The following is a 20,193-nucleotide window of genomic DNA, read 5'->3' as shown; positions in this document are numbered from 1 at the left end:
TATGGCAGATTTAGAGAGTTTATTTGCAAAACGCGTTCAAGGTTCACAGAGCTCGATTGTGCGGGATCTGTTGCAGTATAGCAAAATGCCTAATATTGTCTCATTAGCAGGCGGTATTCCTGCGGCGGATATGTTTGATATGGAAGGGATTAATGCAGCGCTTAATGAGGTAATTGCTTCAGGCTCTGTCAATGCCTATCAATATAGCACCACAGATGGTGAAGAAGTTCTACGGGAAGAGATCGTGCGGATGATTGCCGATCGTAATATCGTGGCAACGCCGGATGAAGTTGTGGTCACAAGTGGCTCACAACAAGGGTTAGATCTGATTGCGCGCACCTTTTTAGAAGAAGGTGATACGATTTTAGTAGAACGTCCTACCTATTTAGCGGCGATTCAAGGTTTTAAAATGACCGGCGCGACAGTGGAAGATATTGCCGGAGGCGCTGATGGTATCGATGTTGATGCATTAGAAGCCCGTTTAAAAAAAGGCCCTGTTAAAGCGCTCTATATTGTCCCCACATTTGCGAATCCTACCGGTTCAACACTCTCTACCGAGAAGCGTCAGCGTATTTTAGCCTTAGCGGTTAAATATCATTTTGTGATTTTTGAAGATGATCCTTATGGCGAGATTCGTTTTACAGACTCAAAAGTCAAACCGATCTACTCACTTGCGAAGAGCGATGAGGAGAAAGCCCATATTATCTATCTCTCTTCATTCTCTAAAGTCTTAGTGCCGGGATTACGTTTAGGGTTTATTGTGACGAATAAAGCCATTCGTAATAAGATCGTACTCTGTAAGCAAGCGGTTGATCTTCATACGCCGGTATTATCACAACTGATTGTCGCTAATTACCTAAAAAGTGGCCGCTTACAACCCCGTATTAAAGCCATTTCTAAAGCGTATCAAGCGCGCTGTCAGATGCTCATTGATTCATTGCGTAAGCACTTAGGCGATCGAATTACGTTTGCAGAGCCTACCGGCGGAATGTTCCTGTGGGCACGTCTTCCAAAGGGCGTTGATGCGACAAAACTTCTTCAATATGCGATTGAGGAAGAGGTCGTCTTTGTACCCGGCGCTGCATTCTATGTAGGAGCGCCTGAAGTTGAGACATTGCGTCTCTCCTTTGCGACAATTACGGATCAAATTGCCGATGAAGCAGGGCGACGTTTAGCGGCGGCATTAGATCGTTATCAGGTAGAAGAAGCTTCATAATCGTGAGAAGAGGATGATAATACTCAATTTTTAGCATCGATCCAATCAAATATTAGAGCGACCTTTGAGTGATTTTGAAGGTCGCTTTTTAATTGCTATTATCTACTTAATACTTAATTTTATGTATAATAGTGCGTTATGAATAGTGATCAATATAAAACCATTACTGCCTTAAGCGAAGATGAATTTGTTATTTCTCGTAGTCGCTTCATTACCTTTGCTGTGCCGGTTACTACGGAAGCAGAGATCGATACTATTTTGACTGATTATCGTAAGCGTTATAATGATTCTCGGCATCTCTGCTATGCCTATGTGCTCGGTGATCGCTACGAGTTATACCGGGCTAATGATGATGGAGAACCCTCCGGCAGTGCCGGAAGACCTATTTTAGGGCAGATCCGTTCCTTTGAGTTGACGAATGTTTTGGTAATGGTTGTCCGCTATTTTGGTGGGATTAAGCTCGGTACCGGCGGTTTAGTGTCGGCTTATCAAGAAGGTGCGCGCAATGCGCTCTCTAAGGCGAAGATCGTGACTCGTACAATTGGTTTACCTGTCTCCTTTACCTTTGATTATCCGGCGACGAATGATGTGAATCACGTGATTAATGACTTAAATGCCAAAAAAATTGCCGAGGAGTATGGTGTCAATTGCCAAATGACCTTACAGGTGCGGGCCAATGATTACCCTGAGTTATTAGCGCGTCTTGCTAAAGTCGACACGCTCTTTATTACCGAGCAGGTAGAACTATAGACTGATATAGCATATTGAAAGAGATCGTTGATGTAGATTTAAGATAACGCTTTCAAACTCATTTGCGAAAGGCATTTTAAAAGTACACCAAACCGTACTCAATAATACTTGCAAGATGCCAGATAGAACCGCGCCCTTACTTCTGACAGTTGATGCGCCGGCATATCAATACGCTTATTCTGAACTGATCTGACTATACACATTATCTTAAGTTGTGCATCAATCATTAACTTACACGGAAATCCACTAAAATCGGATTATGATCTGAGGCATCAGTTTTAATCACTTCGCTTTTTTGTAAATGTAATCCACGATAGAAGAGAAAATCGAGGGGTGAATTGAAGACAGATTTTCGATGATCTTCGTGAAAGTTTACAGAACGAAGCCCCATTCTACGCGTGAAGAGATAGAGTAGGTGTAAGCGCTTACGGCTCCAGGTATTGAAGTCCCCGGCAAAGATCACAGGCCCATTATGATTGATGACGTGATCTGCAATTGATTGAATCTGCGCGCGATAGATTTTAACGCCGAGGCTAAAGTTTACCGAATGAACATTGACGACCATTAATAGGCGCTTATCGTGTAGCGGATAGATGGTAATCAGTGCCGATTTTGCAAGGCGAAGAAAAGGCTCCGTGGTTCTAAAGGGGCGAGAGTAGACAGGGTAGCTAGCGGCTAAGGTCATCACACCATAAGACTCTTTACTAAAACTAATCGCCGGAACCTGATCGCCGACTAGAAAATGCGCTCGAGAGAACTGAATGAGTTCATCAGAAGCTTTGGCTTCCTGCAGTAGAATGAGATCACGATTGCGGCCATATTCCTGCAAAATGGTATGCCAATTAAGCTTTTGCTGTTTGTAGATATTCCATACCATAACGCTGAGTCGATTATCCCGAGCAAGCGGATAGAATCGATCAAGGCGCGTTTCGCCATGCAGTGTTTCGCGCTCTTTTTGGCCTTTGATAAAACGAAATAGATGATCTTTTTTCATAATAGTTGTCAATGGTTGTGGATGGATCAATCAAGCTACCATTTTACCTTAATTGAATGAAAATTTTAGGTTATTTCAGTCTATTTTGCCTTTTTAAACAGATTATTTCTTATTATTAAATAATAATATTATTGGGGTTTAATCGTAGGGGCGCCACTTATCATCTTGTAGGAGTGTCTCCATATCAGGGAGTGCTAAGAAGGCATCGGGGAAGAGGTAATCTCCTTGATAACCCGGAATAGAGAGGAATTGCCATTCGAGTTCTGGCAGAGGATAGAGTGTTTGAAGTGCTTGTTCGAGAAACGTTGTACAGTAGAGATTTGATTCTTCTCGATTTTTAAGGATATAGGGTTGGCCTAGTTGTGCTTTGAGAAGCTTTGCAAATTGTAATTTGGCCTCATCGCTCAAAAAATTGGGGCGTATAATTTGGTATTGTTTCGTAATTGATGGGGAGAGAAATCGAGTAATCGGGGTAGATTGCACTTGATTGGGATAATAGGGATCTTCGTTGGTGGTTGCGTGAGTGATGATAATGTCAGGTGTGATATCGGTAATCACCGCAATATGGCTATAATTCCCACCACTGACCCATTCTATCAGGCGGCTCTCCTTGCCATAGGCGGAGCGAAGAATAATATCTCCTACTTGAAGCTCACTCATTTGAGGATGATCCCAAAGATCACGGCTTTTAGATTGTCGCCAAAAATGAAACTCTAATAGATAGCTTAAGATCAAAAAGAGTGTCAGAAGCAGAAGTAGACTCAAGATAGTGATACGAAGCGGGGTAGGTTTCATTGCTATGACTAAAGGTGAGGGGCTAGAAAAAAAGTATAGTAAATTTGGTTTAAGAAAAATGGATTTTAAACAGCTATTGTAGGGTTTTAAAAGAAGATAAAAACTGACTCACCAACATTTGCAGGATGCCGGATAGAACAGCTTCCTTGTCTCGATCAGCCGATGCGCCAGAATTTTAACAAGCTTTTTTTGAACCGATCTTACTATAAAGATAAAAGCAAAGATAAAATAGAAAATATAAAAGGGAAAGTTGGAAGCATAAAAAATGCTGTGATCGGAATCACAGCATCTCTTTCTATTTCAATGAATATCGTTCAGTCATTATTCAGAATGATATAGTACTGATTGATTATTTAAGGTTCACTTTCCATTTACCATCTTGTTTGATGAGATCTAAAGCATTCCCTTCACCATCATTTGTTTCACCATTACCATAAACAACGGTCATAGTAACAGCAGCTTGAGTTTTATCTTCATTGTAAGTAACGTTATCAATTTTAACCTCTTTCACGCCACCTTTAGCATCGGTATCTTCTTTGGCCATTTGTGTAAACATAGCTAATTTACCCATTACCATTGATTTTTCTTGAGGATCCATTTTGTCGCTATCAGGGACATAGATAATATCGAGTAATTTATCGCTATCGCCTTTCCCTTCGAAGAAGACTTTCACAAATTCTTTAGTCGCTGCTTCAGGAGAATCAGAGCTGTTAGAACACGCTACAGCAACAAAAGCAAAAATACAGAGGGTAAAAAAGAGTTTTAATTGTTTCATGGTATATAGAACCTTATCATTTTGGGGTTAAGAGATAATGCGATTATTGCATAAACTTTTTTAACTTACAAATGTATAATTTTGGTTTTTTATTTTAATATTAGGGGGTTAAATTGATGATTCTTTTGCTTAGGAAATAATTATTATCGGCTATTAAAGTCACATATTAAAGAACGTCAGATATTAAAGTTAGATATTATAAAGTCAGTGATTAAATGGGTAATGAATAATCGGCAATAGAAAAGCCTAGTCTTGAAGCACTTTCAGTATTGTACTTTCAAAAACTAGGCTTTTAATCTTAATCTCTCTCGATCTTAAGAGAAGTTCATTGAATAAGTGATAGGCAATTTAAAACTATTTGGAGATGATCATTTTAATGTTGCCTAGGTAAACTGCATCAGTTATACGTTATTTATGGGTGCATTATTGGCTGATACATTACTTATCCGTTGATGACTTACTCATTATTTGTCGTAATGTTTACCTTTTACAGGATAACCATAGATCGAACCATCTTTGATCTTGATATCTTTATCCCAAGGTAATTTATATTTACCATTAGCAAGATCGTGGATATAAGTTAGTTCTGTTTCGTGGTCGCCACCTGGGTCACCCACATAGGCACGGTTACCAAGGTTATAGATATTGTTCTCTAAGCCCCACGTTCTGCGAGCACCATCTGCAAGCACAGGGTAGATTTCACCGGTTACAATCTCACCGGGTGAACGGGTTCCTTGTTGTAATACGGTTCCATCAAAGTTACAGATTTGGCCTTCACCGAAGTAGTAGAAAGTACCATCATAACCAGCACAGTTGACAGATACGGTGTACATAAGGTTATGCCACGCATTTGAACGGTTGGTTAAGATCCATTGATCTTGTACTTGCGTGCTATAGCCAGAGATACGGATAAAGACGTTTGCACCTTTGTAAGCCGCTTCACGAGCTACTTCAGGAATCATTCCGTCATGACAGATACAAACTGCTAATTTACTACCGCCAGGGCCTTCACATACCGGCATACCTAGATCTCCTGGTGACCAAGGCTCGATCGGAGTCCATGGGAAGAGTTTACGGTATTTAAGGATAATTTCCCCTTCAGGATTAATGATAATCGCAGTATCAAAAGGGTTTTTGGTAGGATCAGGATTACGCTCAATAATAGAGAATACTCCATAAACCCCAGCCTCTTTACAAGCTTGTGCGTAGATATCAGTCTCTTTGCCAGGGACATCGATTAAGAATTCTTCAGTGAGCCATTTTTCAGTATTCAACCCTTGCGTACTATATTCAGGGAAGATAATGAGCTCTAAGCCAGGATATCCTGCTTTTGTATGGTGGATAATACGTACGATATTGTCGATCTGTTTGTCGATATCTGCACGGCTATTCACAACAGGTACAGGATATTGTACTGCTGCAACGAGGAAACCTAATTCTGGTTTAGTCATACTTCCGATTGAACCCATAACATCACTCCTTACTAAAAAGTTTTTTGATATTAAATTCCGCGACTAAAATATTTAAATCGCATTATTAATATAATACAGATAATAAATAATTAAAAGAAATATTTTTAAATAAATTGATAAGTATTTAAGTTTTTGTAAATTGCGCTGTGTTAAATTCTAGAATTTCGATCTATGGAATAACAGATCAAAAATAACAGATAGAAGTAGGGTATTGGAGAGGCATTGATCAATGATTGAGAGACGATCGGCTCAGTTCCGCTCGGTTCAGCTCTTTGATGCTTCTTTTATCCTATTTTTCCTTTGTAGGTCTCTTATTTCTTCATTAATATTTTTAATGAGATATTTGAGAAGGAGAAAAGATAGAGAAGAGAAGATCATAAGGTCGTGCTATCTGAGTTATGACTCATTGATATATAAGAATAAAATAGATAAAGCTATAACTTATAAATTAATATAAGTCTTAAATAGCTATGAGTTAACTTTATTTAAATTATTTGATAATAAATTATCATAATCTAGGTCAAATTTTTTAAACCTTATCTGTGCTATATTCATCAACGTAGTAAGACGAACCTCAATAAAGAGATCGGATATGAAAATAGATAGCGGTTGTAATTTATTGTTACCAAAAGAGATGGCTCAAGTCGCTGATGATATTTATTGTTATAAAGCGGGTAAATCTTTTAAGGAAACATTGTTATCGGCTTTTATGGCGGGAATATTTATCTCTATTGCCGTAGTCTTTTACATTACAGTTACGACCGGCACGAGCTTAGTGCCCATCGGTTGGGCGAAGTTAATTGGGGGAATCTGTTTCTCATTAGGATTAATGTTGGTGGTTGTTTGTGGTGCGGATCTCTTTACTTCAGCAGTATTAACAATTATCCCGAAAGCTACAGGAAGAATTAGTTGGCAGCGGATGCTCCGGTATTGGGGGTATGTTTATCTGGGTAATTTTATCGGTGCACTCTTTTTTGTCGGATTGATCTGGTATTCAGGGCAATATAAGGTTGCCGAGGGCGCGTGGGGGCTTAATTTATTACAGTTTGCCGAGCATAAAGTAGAACACAGTTTTGTAGAAGCAATCTGTTTAGGGATTTTAGCAAACTTGATGGTCTGTTTAGCTGTATGGATGAGTTATGCCGGCAAAACGTTAATGGATAAATTATTTGCGCTCATTCTACCGATAGCGATGTTTGTAGCGAGTGGTTTTGAACATAGTATCGCGAATATGTTTTTAATCCCGCTCGGTATCATTATTAAAAAATGGGCGCCACCATCATTTTGGGCACAAGTGGGCTCATCGCCGGAGGCATTCCCGCATTTAAATAGTACGGAATTTTTGTTCAATAATTTATTACCGGTCACGATAGGTAACATTATCGGTGGCGCGGTGTTAGTGGGGCTTATCTATTGGCTGATCTATCTTAAACAACGTTAGATTCCAATATAAGAATCGGCATTAACGGGGAGGTTTCTATTATGATTCAAGGATATCCAGTTAGATATCGCTATTGTCATAATCACAATAGAGAGAGTCGAGAGCTATGTGAAAGCGTAGTATGTGCGTTGATCACTTTTAATAATGCTTATAAATTAGAAGGAATTCATCCACCCTCTATAGCTGTTATGCAATAAGTGTCGCCTATTCACACTAACATAGGCGCTTAAGAGTCCTACTAAACTGATTGCTCATTAGATTATACCGATTACTATTAGGTAGTGTTAGATTCTCTGTTTAGGGAATGGTAATGAGAGTGTAATCCTAAAAAGGCCTTCCAAAGTGGAATCGCACTTTAAAGCAATCAGCTCTCACAAATAACGCTCTTGGTTAATTTTAACTCAAAACTTTTAAATTCAACTATTTTTGATACAGCTAGGTTGAATTGTATCTTTGTTGCCGTTATTTAAGTGAACAGTGTCGAAAACGCTTGGTTAGTAGGGACTTTGAATCTTATTTTTATCGCATTAATTTTTGGAGATACCATTATGTGTGCCAATCAAGTTAGCTCTATTGCTATAAGCCCCACTGATACCTCAATTGAAACTCGAACGGAACAATCTACCACGAAAGCAAAGTCAAAATTAGCTTGGCGCCGCTCAGATACTGTCTGGATGCTCGGCCTATATGGTACGGCTATTGGTGCCGGTGTTCTCTTCTTACCGATTAATGCCGGTATTAGTGGCTTGATTCCACTCTTAATTATGTTAGTTTTAGCTTTTCCAATGACTTTCTATGCCCATCGAGGTCTTTGCCGCTTTGTCTTATCTGGCAAAAATCCCGGCGAAGATATTACAGAAGTGGTGGAAGAGCATTTCGGTAAGCGAGCCGGCAAATTGATAACGCTTCTCTATTTCTTCGCGATCTATCCCATTCTGCTCGTATATAGCGTTGCGATTACTAATACTGTGGAGAGCTTTATTGTCAATCAGCTACACATGTCTGCGCCACCGCGTATCATTCTATCTTTGGTATTAATTGTTGGTATTATGGGAATTGTACGATTTGGTGAGCAAGCGATTGTGAAAGCGATGAGTGTATTAGTCTTCCCATTTGTGGCTGTTTTGATGCTATTAGCGCTCTATCTGATTCCACAGTGGAATGGTGCTATTTTAGAGACGCTCTCATTTAGTAAGGCTAATGCTGTTAGTTATGCCAATTTAGGACAAGGATTATGGGTGACCTTATGGTTAGCGATTCCCGTGATGGTCTTCTCTTTTAACCATTCTCCGATTATCTCAGCCTTTGCGGTTGCCAAACGGGAAGAGTATGGTGAAAATGCCGAGCAGAAATGTTCTAAAATATTAGCCTTTGCCCATATTATGATGGTGATTACAGTGATGTTCTTCGTCTTTAGCTGTGTCTTTAGCCTTTCACCTGAAAATTTAGCAGAAGCAAAAGAACAAAATATCAGTATCTTATCTTACTTAGCAAACCATTTTGAAGCACCCGTCATTGCGTATATTGCACCCTTTATTGCCTTTGTTGCGATTACCAAATCATTCTTAGGCCATTATTTAGGGGCAAGAGAGGGCTTCAATGGACTTGTGATTAAGCGCTTACGGGATAAAGGTAAAACGATTGATAAAAATCGTTTGAACAAAATTACAGCAGCCTTTATGTTGATTACCACTTGGATTGTCGCCACATTAAATCCTAGTATTTTGGGGATGATTGAAACATTAGGTGGCCCTATTATTGCAATGCTTCTTTTCTTGATGCCGATGTATGCAATTCGTAAAGTACCTGCAATGAAGAAATATCAAGGGGCTATGAGTAATGTCTTTGTTGTCATCATGGGATTAATTGCAATTTCAGCGGTATTCTACGGTATTATTAACTCCCTCATTAGTTGATAGCGCTCACTGTTGAGGAAAGCAATTTTAATGACAATAGTATGGTTACTTTGTCAAAGTAGAGTAGCCATACTTTAAAGGTAAAAGATAAAAGATTAATCTACAATCTAGTACAGCACTAGCTTATAATCCTCTCCTTGATTTGTAGAAATACCTATTGGTAATAACCAAAACTAACGAATAATGAGTATTTTAACCATTAAAATATATTAATAGATAGTATTTATTAATAGATAGTATCTATTGATAGATAATATCCCTTAAATAATCAACAAGATAAATATGTTTGAGCTTAATATAGGCGTGATTGAGTGGTAAACAATTCCAGTAAAGAGATGCTACTCTTGATTTAATACTTATAATGAAGCGTTATATATGAAGGATTTCTCTCACGGGACTTAGTGATTAGCTTGTTGCACTTTTAAATTAGGAAAGTGAATTATGATTAGTGTATTTGAAATTTTCAAAATTGGTATTGGCCCCTCAAGTTCTCATACTGTCGGTCCTATGAAAGCCGGTAAATCCTTTGTGGATCAGTTGCAGTCTGAGGGGCTGATTGACTCTGTTTCTCGGATTGTAGTGGATGTATATGGTTCACTCTCTTTAACTGGAAAAGGGCATGCGACCGATAGCGCCATTATTATGGGATTAGCAGGAAATCTTCCGGATACTGTTGATATTGATAATATCGCGCCTTTTGTGGAAAAAGTTGCGCAAACAGGGCATTTAATGATCGCCGATGGCATCAAAGAGGTGGATTTCCCTCTAGAGAGTAGTATGAATTTCCATCGACACAATCTCCCACTACATGAAAATGGCATGACGATTACTGCCTTAAATGGTGATCAGATCCTGTTGAGAAAGACTTACTACTCTATTGGTGGTGGTTTTATTGTGGATGAAGAACACTTTGGTGAAGAGGAAACATCGACTATTCAAGTACCTTATCCTTATCAATATGCCGCAGATCTCTGTCGTTACTGTGATGAAACAGGATTATCGCTCTCATCTCTTGTGATGAGAAATGAGCTAGCGCTTCGAAGCCGGGAAGAGATTATGGCGCATTTTGCTGATGTTTGGCAGGTGATGAAAGATGGGATTGCTCGAGGTTCGACGACTGAGGGCTTATTACCTGGGCCTCTTCGCGTACCCCGCCGAGCGCCGGCACTTCGGAATATGTTACTTGCAGAGGGTAAACACAATACCGACCCGATGGCAGTTGTTGATTGGGTGAATATGTTTGCCTTAGCAGTGAATGAGGAGAATGCCGCCGGTGGACGGGTGGTCACAGCGCCGACTAATGGTGCTTGTGGAATTATTCCTGCGGTTCTCTCTTATTATGATCGCTTTATTCATCCTGTGGATGAGAATGCTTATAGCCGTTTCTTTTTAGTGGCCGGCGTGATTGGAACACTCTATAAGATGAATGCTTCAATTTCAGGGGCTGAAGTAGGTTGCCAAGGGGAAGTCGGTGTGGCCTGTTCGATGGCAGCCGGTGCTTTAACTGAATTGCTCGGGGGGACACCGAAACAGGTCTGTAATGCCGCTGAGATTGCAATGGAGCATAATCTAGGATTGACTTGTGACCCTGTTGCTGGGCAAGTACAAGTGCCTTGTATTGAGCGCAATGCGATTGCAGCGGTAAAAGCAATTAATGCTTCTCGGATGTCAATGCGCCGTTCAAGTGATCCTAGGGTCTGCTTAGATAAAGTGATCGAGACAATGTATGAAACAGGGAAAGATATTAATGCGAAATACCGGGAAACCTCTCAAGGAGGATTAGCGATTAAACTCGCGCCTTGTGATTAATAAGACTACTAATATTGAAAAAGCTTTAAGGATAATATAGTAAGATCGGTTTAAAATAAGCTTATTGAAATGCCGGCGCATCAGTTGTAACAAGTAAGAAAGCTGTTCTATCCGGCATCTTGCAAGTGTTGTTTAGTACGGTTTTATGTTTTCTTAAACCAAATTTACTATATTGAGATTAGTAGTCAATAATTAGAGATATTATAAAATCAAAGAACCCCATTCTAAGGACTATGAAAGTCTCAGAATGGGATTTTTATTGGTTTGATCATTTCGCTGTTATACGGAGTGGCTGTATGATAACCCTATTAGCCATTAATCCATCATACTAATATTTTTAGTCTCTTTGACAAAGTAGACGGCTAAGAAACTGATGACCGCAACAATTGCAACGTAGAAACCCACATAGTAGATGCCGCGATCAAATCCCATCAGATAGGTGATGATGAAAGGCGGTAATGATCCACCTAAGATACCGCCTAAGTTGTAGGTCATCGAAGCGCCGGTATAGCGGATATTGGTTGGGAAAATTTCAGGTAGAAACGCGCCCATTGGTGCAAAGTTCAGCCCCATGGCAAAAAGACCAAAAGAGAGATAGAGCAAGGTTAAGCCTGTATGATCACTTAAAATTGCGCTTCCAAAGAGTGTTCCGGCAATGATAATAATTAAATAGCTAATTAACAGGATTGGTTTACGGCCATATCTATCCGATAACATTGCCGAAATCGGTGAAGCTAGAGCCATAAAGAGAATGGCAACAGAGAGCATTAATAGATACTCGGTTCTTGAATAGAGCCCGTGAGTCGTTGCATATTGCAGTGAGAAGACGGTAATCATGAAGAAAAGCGTATAACAGGCAACCATGCTGATAGAGCCGAGTGCTAACATTTTAAGATGTTTGGTACACATTTCTACAAAAGGAACACGCACAGTATTTTGTTGTTTTTCAATTTTTTGGAAAGCCGGGCTTTCAATAATGCTGATTCGAACATATAAACCGATAATGACAAGCACTGAACTTAAAATAAAGGGAATACGCCAGCCCCAAGCATTCACGCTATCAGGACTTAAGGTTTGTTCAATGACAATGAAGATTGCACAAGAAGCGATAAAGCCAATCGGTGGACCTAATTGTGGGAACATGCCAAAGAGTGCGCGTTTACCTTTCGGTGCATTCTCGGTCGCTAACAGTGCAGCACCGCCCCATTCACCACCAAGGCCTAATCCTTGGCCAAAACGTAAGAGACAGAGTAGAACGGGCGCCATAAAGCCTATAGAGTGATAGGTTGGAAGAAAGCCTATTAAAGTGGTACTAATTCCCATAATGAGTAGTGAGGAGACAAGTGTCGCTTTACGTCCAATTCTATCTCCGAAATGACCAAAAAGTGCTGAACCTACAGGACGTGCAACAAAGGCTACGCCAAAGGTAAGAAACGCAAGGAGCGATTGCGCTTCAGGACTAGAAGATGGGAAGAATAAGGGACCGATAAAGAGCGCTGTCGCTAAGCCAAAGATATAGAAATCATAGAACTCAACAGCAGTACCAATAAAGCTCGCAAAAGCAACACGGGTATAGGAATTCTTTTCCTGCACATTTTGCGCAGGCGTAGCTTGCGAGTCAGATGCAGATGATGCACCTGCAGACTTTGTTTGCATTTGTGATGACATGGGAAACACCTTTTGTGTAAGTCATTAGTATTATAATTATTAATTGATTCAATGACCTATTGGTGTTTAAAGGCGGGGTGGTGCTTTAGACGATCGAACCTTGTGGGTTATAAACCAATAGTGTATTAGATATATCACATCTCTTTTTATAAAAAAAGGACTAACGATTCACAAAACTTATGATGCTTATTCATAAAGGTGAATTTAAAGAGAAAATGCATTTTGAGCAGATGTCGATAGCTACGAGAGAAGCGTTAAAATATTTTCTAAGTAGAGAGCTTTCGTATATTGTAGTAAAGTATGTAAATATTAGTATATGATTAGTCTGTAATTAGTATATGTAAATTGATGGTGTAAATATTGAAATCAATATCGCAACATTAAGGTTAAGTAGAATGGCGTTAGAAATTAATGAAACATTGCAATATAGAGAGGGTAATATGATGAAATATCCATTGAAAAAAACAGGTTTAAAAGCAGCGATATTATTACTAGCTGTGGGTATTGTAGCGGCTTGTGCAGTAACGCCAGCAGAGAAATCGGCCGAAGCAAAAGCACGCGCTGAACAGATGCTTCAAACGCAGGTGAGCCTTGCTTCGCAATGTAGCCCGCAAGCTGCAAGCCTAATGCAAGAGATGCCTCAGGCGAATAGCCTATCTCCTGCAGAGAAGAAAGTTTTTGAAGCGAAATATCTCAGTGCAGTGAATAATCCTGTATTCCAAGCCTGTTATAAGATGGCGTGGGAAGATTATCGAGAAGAGAATGCAATGCAAGCTGAACAGATGGCTGCTTGGGAAGAGGCAGATAATGCTGCCTGGGATAATGGATTCTTCTTTAGTGGCCCATTTGGTTGGTACTATTAATTCGTTTATAGATGAATTTTACCTATATGAAAATAGGGTAATACGCAAAGTCATATAGGGATAAAAAAGAAGCGCAAGTTTATTAGAGCTTGCGCTTTTTCATTTGTCTTCTCTACTTGCAGTTCGAGCTTTTACTAGAAATTGTACTCAGACATTTTATTGCGAAAATTGGGCGCTTTGAAGTAGTAAAAGCGGATCAATCGAAGGATTCTCACTTTCAGAAGTAATAGCAATAATGACCACTTTTCCATCAGAATAGCGCTTTAGACGTTGCCAAGTATGAAGCTCTGCATTATTTAAGCGATAAAAGAGCTCATCTTTATCGGGATTAACCGCTGTAATCTCCATCTTAACTGTATCCGGCGTTTGCGATAATAGTTGCTTTGCATACGCTTCGAGTGAAAGTGTTTGTTCGGTTTCAGTGAGATGACCGCCGGTTACCATTGCTGTAATCCCATATCTTTGCGAATATTGCGCTAGAAGAGTACCCTCAGGGGCAAGCGTTGAGTCGATATTTTTATAACTATTATCAAGATTGAGTGTCACGAGTCCTTGTTTAGAGATGACCTCTTCTTCAGATAATGGTTTAAAACGATCATATATTAAGAATATGACGATTACAGCGATAATAGCGATTAGGGAGGCTTTCTTATTACTCACAGTTTGAACTCTCTCTTTATGGTGTCTGTTATAAATAATGAATCATCGTAGATTATAAATGGCGATTGTAACACTTTATTTTGGTAATAGATGATGGATGAAATAGAATCTATTTAAGGTTGCTGTAGTATCGCTTGGCATTCGATTGGTAAAACTTTAGGTGCTTTAGGGCTTGCCGGAGCTTTGGGCTTAGGAGGTGCAGTTGTCCACTTTATCTGATCATTGACCCAATTGGTAAGAGAGCTATCACAACCAGAGCCTTTAGGAATAGGCGCTTGGGCGATACATCCGGCGGAATCTTTCGGGCATTTTAAACGAATATGAAAATGGGAATCATGGCCATACCAAGGGCGAAGTTTACCAAGCCAACTTTGATCTTTTTCTGTAGCACAGAGATGGGCCTTGATAACAGGGTTCACAAAGATACGCTCTGTTTCAGGATATTGACTTGCGGTAAATAGAATTTCTCGATAGAAAGGGCGCCAATGTTGATTGATTTTTCCTGTTGCCGGATTGACAACTGACGGTGTTTGTAAAGATTCTTGGAGATTTTTAGGTAGATGATCTGTACGTTCCTCAAACCAAATATCCATATCAAGCCCTGTTTGATGACTCGCATGACCAAAGTTCGCAGGGCCACCACGAGGTTGAGAGATATCCCCAAAGATGAGAACCTTCCCCCGTTGGCTTGCCCAGAGATCAAGATGATTGATGAAGGTGGCCATTGCCGGCATCCCATAATGACGATTGCGGCTTGGGCGAACTTGCTCATAGCCACTGCTTTTAGTCGGAATATCAATACCACCTGAAAAACAGCCATTGGCATAGCTACCATAAATTTCACTAGGACCAATGGTTGGATGTTTTACGGTATGCCAATCTGCTGCTAATATGAGTGGTGAGATCGATAGTGTTAAAAGTGTAAAGAGAGAGGTTGCAAAGAATCGTTTCATAGATAGTTCTCATCAAATCGTCAGGAAAAATAGCAATAAAAAAGCCTAGATCATTGATCTAGGCTATCTTATTAATGGCGGAATGGACGGGATTCGAACCCGCGACCCCCTGCGTGACAGGCAGGTATTCTAACCAGCTGAACTACCACTCCGAGATTAGAATTACTACTCTAAATAGCTTTACCTGATAAAATTGAATTTAATTTCATCTATCAGATAACTGATAAAAATGGCGGAATGGACGGGATTCGAACCCGCGACCCCCTGCGTGACAGGCAGGTATTCTAACCAGCTGAACTACCACTCCGAGATTTCTTTTCGTTGTTGCCAACTAAGGAATGCTATTATACGAAAAATTTAGAGCTTGTCATCTTTATTTTTCAATTTGTGTAATAAACAATCAAAATTTGATTTTGACTCAGAATGCTATTTTCAGTACCTATTGATTTGTAGGAACTATTTCAGTAATCATCAATTGTAAAACATGTTACACTGAATATCAGTCATGAATTTACATTTAAGAGGCAATTTATGAATTTACACAGAATTATTTTGGCGGGTATCGGGTTATTTTCGACAACAGTGGTATTGGCCGCTCCTTCTACCACGATTCCTAACCTAGAGATTGCGCCTCTATCTGAATCACAATCTATACAGGTGGTGTTAGATCTAGAGGATAACCGCTTTTCAGTTACGGGTGGTTGTAATACGATGGTTGGGCAAGTCTATGTCACGGATCACGGTACTTTCCTTGTGAAGCAGGAGCATAATGGTGCAGGTCTTGCTTCAACAATGATGGCTTGCCCCTCAGATCTACAGAAATTAGATGATCGCATCTCTAAATTTATTGTGGGTAACCCTAAAGTCGTGCGTAACGGCGAGGATCTTTATCTTGTAGGGACTATTGATGGTGATAAATCATCCGCTTATCTTCCGATTGAGTTAGATAAAGGTGCTTATCAAGATATTGTTGCTAAACCCTATGAACAAGTGTTCTATTACGTTTCAAGCGAACAGGTTCCTTGCGAGGATAATAGCCAAGAGCAGTGTTTACAAATTCGTCAGGATAAGGTCTCTGAATGGCAGCCTTATGAAGGAAAAATTGAGGGATTTGTTCCAATTGATGGTTATGAATATCGTCTTCGATTGAAAGAGTATCAGAATGAAGATGGTTCCGTAAAACATCAACTCGATATGGTCGTTGAACAAGAAAAAGTTGGGCATAATCAATAGTTCAATCTATAGTTCAAATTATACTAGACCATAAAAAAGCAGTTCAATTGAACTGCTTTTTTGATGCTGTTTTGTCAATAGTCTCATTCAAATAGCCTTGTTTCTATTTGATTCTGCTTGACGAGAGGACTAGAGCCAACCCTTACGCTTGAATAGTAAGTAAGGTGCAATTCCCGAGAGAATCATTGCAGCGATAGAGATAGGGTAACTGATTGTATAGTTGAGTTCAGGCATTGGAAAGTTCATTCCGTAGATACTCGCGATTAATGTCGGCGGTAAGAAGACAACAGAAGCAATGGAGAAGATTTTAATAATTCGGCTCTGCTCAAGAGAGATTTTACCAGTTGCGGCATCAAGTAAGAAGTTCACTTTATCAAATAGGAACGTAGTATGGCCTGTAAGGGACTCTAAGTCCTGAAGAATTTCTCGGACATCATTTTTCTGCTCTTCTGTTAGGACTTGTGTGCGCATCAAAAATGAGAATGAACGACGCGTATCCATCAGTGAAAGTCTTGCTTTACCATTCATATCTTCTTGCATTGCGATATTTTGAAGCACTTCTTCCATTGTTGGCTTTTTATCAGAGTCATCATCTTGTGATTCTAGTCGTTGTCGTTTTTTCCCCTTTTTAGTCTGTGCTTCTTCGGTTTCTTCTTCCATAGCAAGTACATAAGGACTGGTATTTTCTAGTTCGGCATAGATACGCTCTAAAACATCGGCGACATGTTCAATCGCGGTTTCATGTAATCCTATAAGAATATTCATCACATCAACTTTGCCATCTGTAAGCTCTAATTGTACTTGGCGCGCCCGCAAACGATAGAGACGAAATGCCGAGAGATCCTCGTCGTGAATAGTGAATAGGCGATTGTTATAGATTGAGAATGCGACTGTGATATTCTTTGCACTAGATTCAAAGTCGTTCAGAAAAAAACTATGAATATGTAGGCCATCTTCATCTTCATAAAAGCGAGCAGAGGCTTCTAAATCATTAATTTCTGCTTTTTCAGGGAGATCTAATTTGAAATGGTTTTCCACTAAAAGACGCTCATTTTCAGTGGGATCTACAAGATCAATCCAGATCATTTCATCTGTAAAGTCTTCTGCGCATTGAACGGAAATCTGTTTGAGACGATTATCTTTGAGTGTAAATCCTGAAATCATTTTAAATAGTTCCTCACTTGTTGAAATTGAAATGAATAAAATGGAGTGCCTTAAAGATAAGCTATTGTAATGAAAAATCCTAATTTATCTCATTTTAATGAGAGGTTTAGATTTCCTCTTGTGTTTATTTTTTAATCAGAAACTTGTATTCAATTAGGATGAACTCCATATATCAGGCAAGTTATTCAGCGGCAGTATGAAGCTGATTTGAATTTTATGCTTGCAATTTTTTGAAAATATTATATAAGGCATGCAAAGATTTTAATTATTTGCACCTGCAATAAGGAGACAAATCATATGTCGAATGATTATGATGATGATTTATTAGATGATGAAGATATCATTGAAGAAGATGTGCCTGATGTAACTGATGTCAAGGGCAGCAAATCTCAGGCATGGAGAAGTATTGAGGCAATTAGAGAGGAACGCGCATTACAGAAAAAACTTGCCAAAGAGTTTGATCTAGATAGTTTTGATGATCTTATTCTTGATGATGAGCTTGATGGGGATTTGTAATAAAATCCTATTAACATTGTTTATGGAACTGTTTTTCAAGAAGATAATTATTTAATTATGCTCCAACAATGTTATATGAGGCTATTTATTCTAATTAGAATCTTGTTGGGTTCATTTGAATAATAAGTGCTTGAGTAAGAATATAACTATAGAAACACATGGAGTATACGCATAATGTAGCTATTGAGTTAGCGAGCAGTTGTGGCAGAGAAGCTAACGATCTATCAGAAATAAAAAACATTCGAATATAATTTAACAATTCATTTAAATCGATAAGCTTGTTTAATAATAAAGCTATTGAGAGAAAAATCATAAATAACATTGATTAGATTTATTGAGTTACAGATAGGACATTGCTTGAGCTTTTTCCTATTTAAAACCGGTTAGATGGACAATTTCATTGTATAATAACGAAAAATTATTCAATAGAGAGGGGTAGAAGATGAGTAAAGAACAGATGGTGGATACAGAAGCACAAAATGTTGCAGATGAAATGCTTGAAGCTGAAGTTGAACTAGCAGAAGAGACAATTGAAGAGACTGTGTCTGAGCTTGAAGCTATTAAAGCAGAGAAAGAGAAACTTTATGATCAATATGTAAGAGCTGTTGCTAAGTCTCAGAATATTGCCCGTCGTGCGGAGATCGATGTCGCTAATGCACATAAATATGCGCTTGATAAATTTGTAAAAGATCTATTACCGATCATTGATGCAATGGAGCTTGAAATGAAAGCTGTCGATGAAAATTCATCTGAAGAGCTAAAACGTTTTAGAGAAGGCTCTCAATTGATGTATAAGATGCTACTTGGCGCATGTGAGAAGTATGGTGTGAAACAGCTTAATCCTGAAGGAGAAAAATTAAACCCTGAATTACATCAAGCGATTTCGATCATTCCCCACGAAGGCTTTGAAACAAATCAAATCATTACTGTAGCGCAGCATGGTTATCTGTTAAATGACCGCCTCATTAGACCTGCACAAGTCATTGTCGCAAAATAAAATCCGTTTCTTTGATTTGGTACACTAGCAAAAGATAACGAGTTGATTTATCATTGTCGGGTATTAGATCATATTAAATAATAAAATTGACTTGTATTTTCTAGGAGCAGATCGTGCAAAAACAGTCAGATAAATTCTCATTTTCGTTGCTAACCATTCTCGCAACACTTGCTTTACTAGTAATCTTAATTGTACTAGTGACCTCATTTGTCAAATTGATCGATCGGAGTATTGGTGGAACACCATATGAGAATAAAGATCTAGTGGCTGAAAGATTAAAACCTTATGGTCGTGTGAATACAGGAAATTTAGTGGCCGATGGCCCTAAGGTAAAAGCACCTCAAGAGATCTATGTATCACTTTGCGCTAGTTGTCATGATACAGGATTAAATGATGCGCCTCATATGGGTGATAATGCTGCATGGTCTGTTCGTTTTCAAGAGCGAGGTTTAGACGGTTTACACAATAGCGCGCTTCATGGGCGTAACTTGATGCCGGCTAAAGGTGGGGATCCACGATTGTCAGATGAAGAAGTGATCCATACTGTTGATTTCATTCTTGCAAATAGCGGTATTGAAGTTGCGGCAAGTGACCCAGCGGAAGATATTGTGGCAGAAGAAGCGCCGGCAACAGCAGAAGTTGGTGAAACAGAAGCCGCTACTGAAGAGAAAGTCGATGCTGCGATTGTCGAGCAAGCGGCGGTTGAACAAGAAGCCATTGAGAAAGCGGTAACAGATGAAACAAAAGTAGATGCTACTCAAGTTGAAGCTCCTAAATCAGAGGCGGTAGAAGCAGTTAAAACAGTAGCAAATGATGCTCAACCAGCCGGTGAGAGTGCTACTGAAGAAGTAAAATCAGTGATTGAAAAGGTCACAAAACCAGTAGCAGATCATAATGATGCTACCGAGAAAACAGAGTAAACTTCTATAGGTAAATATGGTGGGAGTTTAGCTCATCCCCATAATGCACTT

Annotated in this window: 18 protein-coding genes and 2 tRNA genes; 10 read left to right on the top strand and 10 right to left on the bottom strand. The window is 39.3% G+C overall.

Annotated features, from left to right (window positions below; all coding sequences use genetic code 11):
- Position 1: 1 nt before the first annotated feature.
- Positions 2–1,216: a PLP-dependent aminotransferase family protein gene (locus tag WMO13_RS07560; protein WP_026879177.1), complete on the top strand. Its 1,215-nt coding sequence runs from the start codon at positions 2–4 to the stop codon at positions 1,214–1,216.
- Positions 1,217–1,354: 138 nt separating this feature from the next.
- Positions 1,355–1,966: an IMPACT family protein gene (locus tag WMO13_RS07555; protein WP_026879178.1), complete on the top strand. Its 612-nt coding sequence runs from the start codon at positions 1,355–1,357 to the stop codon at positions 1,964–1,966.
- 226 nt (positions 1,967–2,192) lie between these two features.
- Here WMO13_RS07555 and WMO13_RS07550 read toward each other — a convergent pair whose 3' ends face one another.
- The 4 genes from WMO13_RS07550 to WMO13_RS07535 form a co-directional block, all read right to left on the bottom strand.
- On the bottom strand, positions 2,193–2,963 hold the full coding sequence (locus WMO13_RS07550; RefSeq protein ID WP_026879179.1) for an endonuclease/exonuclease/phosphatase family protein: 771 nt from the start codon (positions 2,961–2,963) through the stop codon (positions 2,193–2,195).
- Between the two features lie 135 nt (positions 2,964–3,098).
- Positions 3,099–3,755, bottom strand: coding sequence for a YiiX/YebB-like N1pC/P60 family cysteine hydrolase (locus WMO13_RS07545; protein ID WP_051396268.1), 657 nt, complete (start codon positions 3,753–3,755; stop codon positions 3,099–3,101).
- Positions 3,756–4,104: 349 nt separating this feature from the next.
- On the bottom strand, positions 4,105–4,530 hold the full coding sequence (locus WMO13_RS07540; RefSeq protein ID WP_026879180.1) for a DUF4878 domain-containing protein: 426 nt from the start codon (positions 4,528–4,530) through the stop codon (positions 4,105–4,107).
- Positions 4,531–4,994: 464 nt separating this feature from the next.
- Positions 4,995–5,999, bottom strand: coding sequence for a formamidase (locus WMO13_RS07535; protein ID WP_026879181.1), 1,005 nt, complete (start codon positions 5,997–5,999; stop codon positions 4,995–4,997).
- Positions 6,000–6,594: 595 nt separating this feature from the next.
- On the opposite strand from WMO13_RS07535, the gene focA reads away from it, so the two are divergent.
- The 3 genes from focA (at position 6,595) to WMO13_RS07520 (ending at position 11,168) form a co-directional block, all read left to right on the top strand.
- A complete protein-coding gene (focA, locus tag WMO13_RS07530) occupies positions 6,595–7,443 on the top strand; it encodes a formate transporter FocA (protein ID WP_026879182.1) in 849 nt (282 codons plus the stop codon).
- Between the two features lie 548 nt (positions 7,444–7,991).
- Positions 7,992–9,359, top strand: coding sequence for an HAAAP family serine/threonine permease (locus tag WMO13_RS07525; RefSeq protein WP_084331509.1), 1,368 nt, complete (start codon positions 7,992–7,994; stop codon positions 9,357–9,359).
- A 441-nt stretch (positions 9,360–9,800) separates the two neighbouring features.
- On the top strand, positions 9,801–11,168 hold the full coding sequence (locus WMO13_RS07520) for an L-serine ammonia-lyase (protein ID WP_026879184.1): 1,368 nt from the start codon (positions 9,801–9,803) through the stop codon (positions 11,166–11,168).
- Between the two features lie 315 nt (positions 11,169–11,483).
- Here WMO13_RS07520 and WMO13_RS07515 read toward each other — a convergent pair whose 3' ends face one another.
- A complete protein-coding gene (locus WMO13_RS07515) occupies positions 11,484–12,836 on the bottom strand; it encodes an MFS transporter (protein WP_169727774.1) in 1,353 nt (450 codons plus the stop codon).
- 395 nt (positions 12,837–13,231) lie between these two features.
- Here WMO13_RS07515 and WMO13_RS07510 point away from each other — a divergent pair, with 395 nt between their 5' ends.
- The gene (locus WMO13_RS07510) at positions 13,232–13,699 is read left to right on the top strand and encodes a hypothetical protein (RefSeq protein WP_245601167.1); all 468 of its coding nucleotides are present in this window, start codon (positions 13,232–13,234) and stop codon (positions 13,697–13,699) included.
- Between the two features lie 156 nt (positions 13,700–13,855).
- Here WMO13_RS07510 and WMO13_RS07505 read toward each other — a convergent pair whose 3' ends face one another.
- From WMO13_RS07505 to WMO13_RS07490, 4 genes are all read right to left on the bottom strand, one after another.
- The gene (locus tag WMO13_RS07505; protein ID WP_026879187.1) at positions 13,856–14,359 is read right to left on the bottom strand and encodes a hypothetical protein; all 504 of its coding nucleotides are present in this window, start codon (positions 14,357–14,359) and stop codon (positions 13,856–13,858) included.
- Between the two features lie 113 nt (positions 14,360–14,472).
- The gene (mepA, locus tag WMO13_RS07500; RefSeq protein ID WP_034855910.1) at positions 14,473–15,312 is read right to left on the bottom strand and encodes a penicillin-insensitive murein endopeptidase; all 840 of its coding nucleotides are present in this window, start codon (positions 15,310–15,312) and stop codon (positions 14,473–14,475) included.
- 75 nt (positions 15,313–15,387) lie between these two features.
- Positions 15,388–15,464, bottom strand: a tRNA-Asp gene (locus WMO13_RS07495).
- 78 nt (positions 15,465–15,542) lie between these two features.
- Positions 15,543–15,619: transfer RNA gene (locus tag WMO13_RS07490), tRNA-Asp, on the bottom strand.
- A 224-nt stretch (positions 15,620–15,843) separates the two neighbouring features.
- Here WMO13_RS07490 and WMO13_RS07485 point away from each other — a divergent pair.
- Complete coding sequence (locus WMO13_RS07485) at positions 15,844–16,545, top strand: DUF4377 domain-containing protein (protein ID WP_026879188.1); 702 nt, start codon at positions 15,844–15,846, stop codon at positions 16,543–16,545.
- A gap of 129 nt (positions 16,546–16,674) precedes the next feature.
- Here WMO13_RS07485 and corA read toward each other — a convergent pair whose 3' ends face one another.
- Complete coding sequence (corA, locus tag WMO13_RS07480; RefSeq protein ID WP_026879189.1) at positions 16,675–17,709, bottom strand: magnesium/cobalt transporter CorA; 1,035 nt, start codon at positions 17,707–17,709, stop codon at positions 16,675–16,677.
- A 297-nt stretch (positions 17,710–18,006) separates the two neighbouring features.
- On the opposite strand from corA, the gene WMO13_RS07475 reads away from it, so the two are divergent.
- The 3 genes from WMO13_RS07475 (at position 18,007) to WMO13_RS07465 (ending at position 20,142) form a co-directional block, all read left to right on the top strand.
- Positions 18,007–18,225: a PA3496 family putative envelope integrity protein gene (locus tag WMO13_RS07475; RefSeq protein ID WP_026879190.1), complete on the top strand. Its 219-nt coding sequence runs from the start codon at positions 18,007–18,009 to the stop codon at positions 18,223–18,225.
- A gap of 442 nt (positions 18,226–18,667) precedes the next feature.
- On the top strand, positions 18,668–19,222 hold the full coding sequence (grpE, locus tag WMO13_RS07470; protein WP_026879191.1) for a nucleotide exchange factor GrpE: 555 nt from the start codon (positions 18,668–18,670) through the stop codon (positions 19,220–19,222).
- A 113-nt stretch (positions 19,223–19,335) separates the two neighbouring features.
- Positions 19,336–20,142, top strand: a complete 807-nt coding sequence (locus WMO13_RS07465; RefSeq protein ID WP_051396269.1) for a c-type cytochrome — start codon at positions 19,336–19,338, stop codon at positions 20,140–20,142.
- Positions 20,143–20,193 lie beyond the last annotated feature (51 nt).

The organism is Ignatzschineria larvae DSM 13226, assembly GCF_038500265.1.
Taxonomy (GTDB): domain Bacteria; phylum Pseudomonadota; class Gammaproteobacteria; order Cardiobacteriales; family Wohlfahrtiimonadaceae; genus Ignatzschineria; species Ignatzschineria larvae.
The sequence above is the reverse complement of the archived record's forward strand: the minus strand, read 5'-3'. Positions and strand labels throughout refer to the sequence as shown.

Excerpts from the sequence above, each read along its gene's own strand:
- WMO13_RS07560 (WP_026879177.1), top strand. The coding sequence starts at position 2 with ATGGCAGATTTAGAGAGTTTATTTGCAAAACGCGTTCAAGGTTCACAG.
- WMO13_RS07555 (WP_026879178.1), top strand. The coding sequence starts at position 1,355 with ATGAATAGTGATCAATATAAAACCATTACTGCCTTAAGCGAAGATGAA.
- WMO13_RS07545 (WP_051396268.1), bottom strand. The coding sequence starts at position 3,755 with ATGAAACCTACCCCGCTTCGTATCACTATCTTGAGTCTACTTCTGCTT.
- WMO13_RS07540 (WP_026879180.1), bottom strand. The coding sequence starts at position 4,530 with ATGAAACAATTAAAACTCTTTTTTACCCTCTGTATTTTTGCTTTTGTT.
- WMO13_RS07535 (WP_026879181.1), bottom strand. The coding sequence starts at position 5,999 with ATGGGTTCAATCGGAAGTATGACTAAACCAGAATTAGGTTTCCTCGTT.
- focA (WP_026879182.1), top strand. The coding sequence starts at position 6,595 with ATGAAAATAGATAGCGGTTGTAATTTATTGTTACCAAAAGAGATGGCT.
- WMO13_RS07525 (WP_084331509.1), top strand. The coding sequence starts at position 7,992 with ATGTGTGCCAATCAAGTTAGCTCTATTGCTATAAGCCCCACTGATACC.
- WMO13_RS07520 (WP_026879184.1), top strand. The coding sequence starts at position 9,801 with ATGATTAGTGTATTTGAAATTTTCAAAATTGGTATTGGCCCCTCAAGT.
- WMO13_RS07515 (WP_169727774.1), bottom strand. The coding sequence starts at position 12,836 with ATGTCATCACAAATGCAAACAAAGTCTGCAGGTGCATCATCTGCATCT.
- WMO13_RS07510 (WP_245601167.1), top strand. The coding sequence starts at position 13,232 with ATGGCGTTAGAAATTAATGAAACATTGCAATATAGAGAGGGTAATATG.
- mepA (WP_034855910.1), bottom strand. The coding sequence starts at position 15,312 with ATGAAACGATTCTTTGCAACCTCTCTCTTTACACTTTTAACACTATCG.
- WMO13_RS07485 (WP_026879188.1), top strand. The coding sequence starts at position 15,844 with ATGAATTTACACAGAATTATTTTGGCGGGTATCGGGTTATTTTCGACA.
- corA (WP_026879189.1), bottom strand. The coding sequence starts at position 17,709 with ATGATTTCAGGATTTACACTCAAAGATAATCGTCTCAAACAGATTTCC.
- WMO13_RS07475 (WP_026879190.1), top strand. The coding sequence starts at position 18,007 with ATGTCGAATGATTATGATGATGATTTATTAGATGATGAAGATATCATT.
- grpE (WP_026879191.1), top strand. The coding sequence starts at position 18,668 with ATGAGTAAAGAACAGATGGTGGATACAGAAGCACAAAATGTTGCAGAT.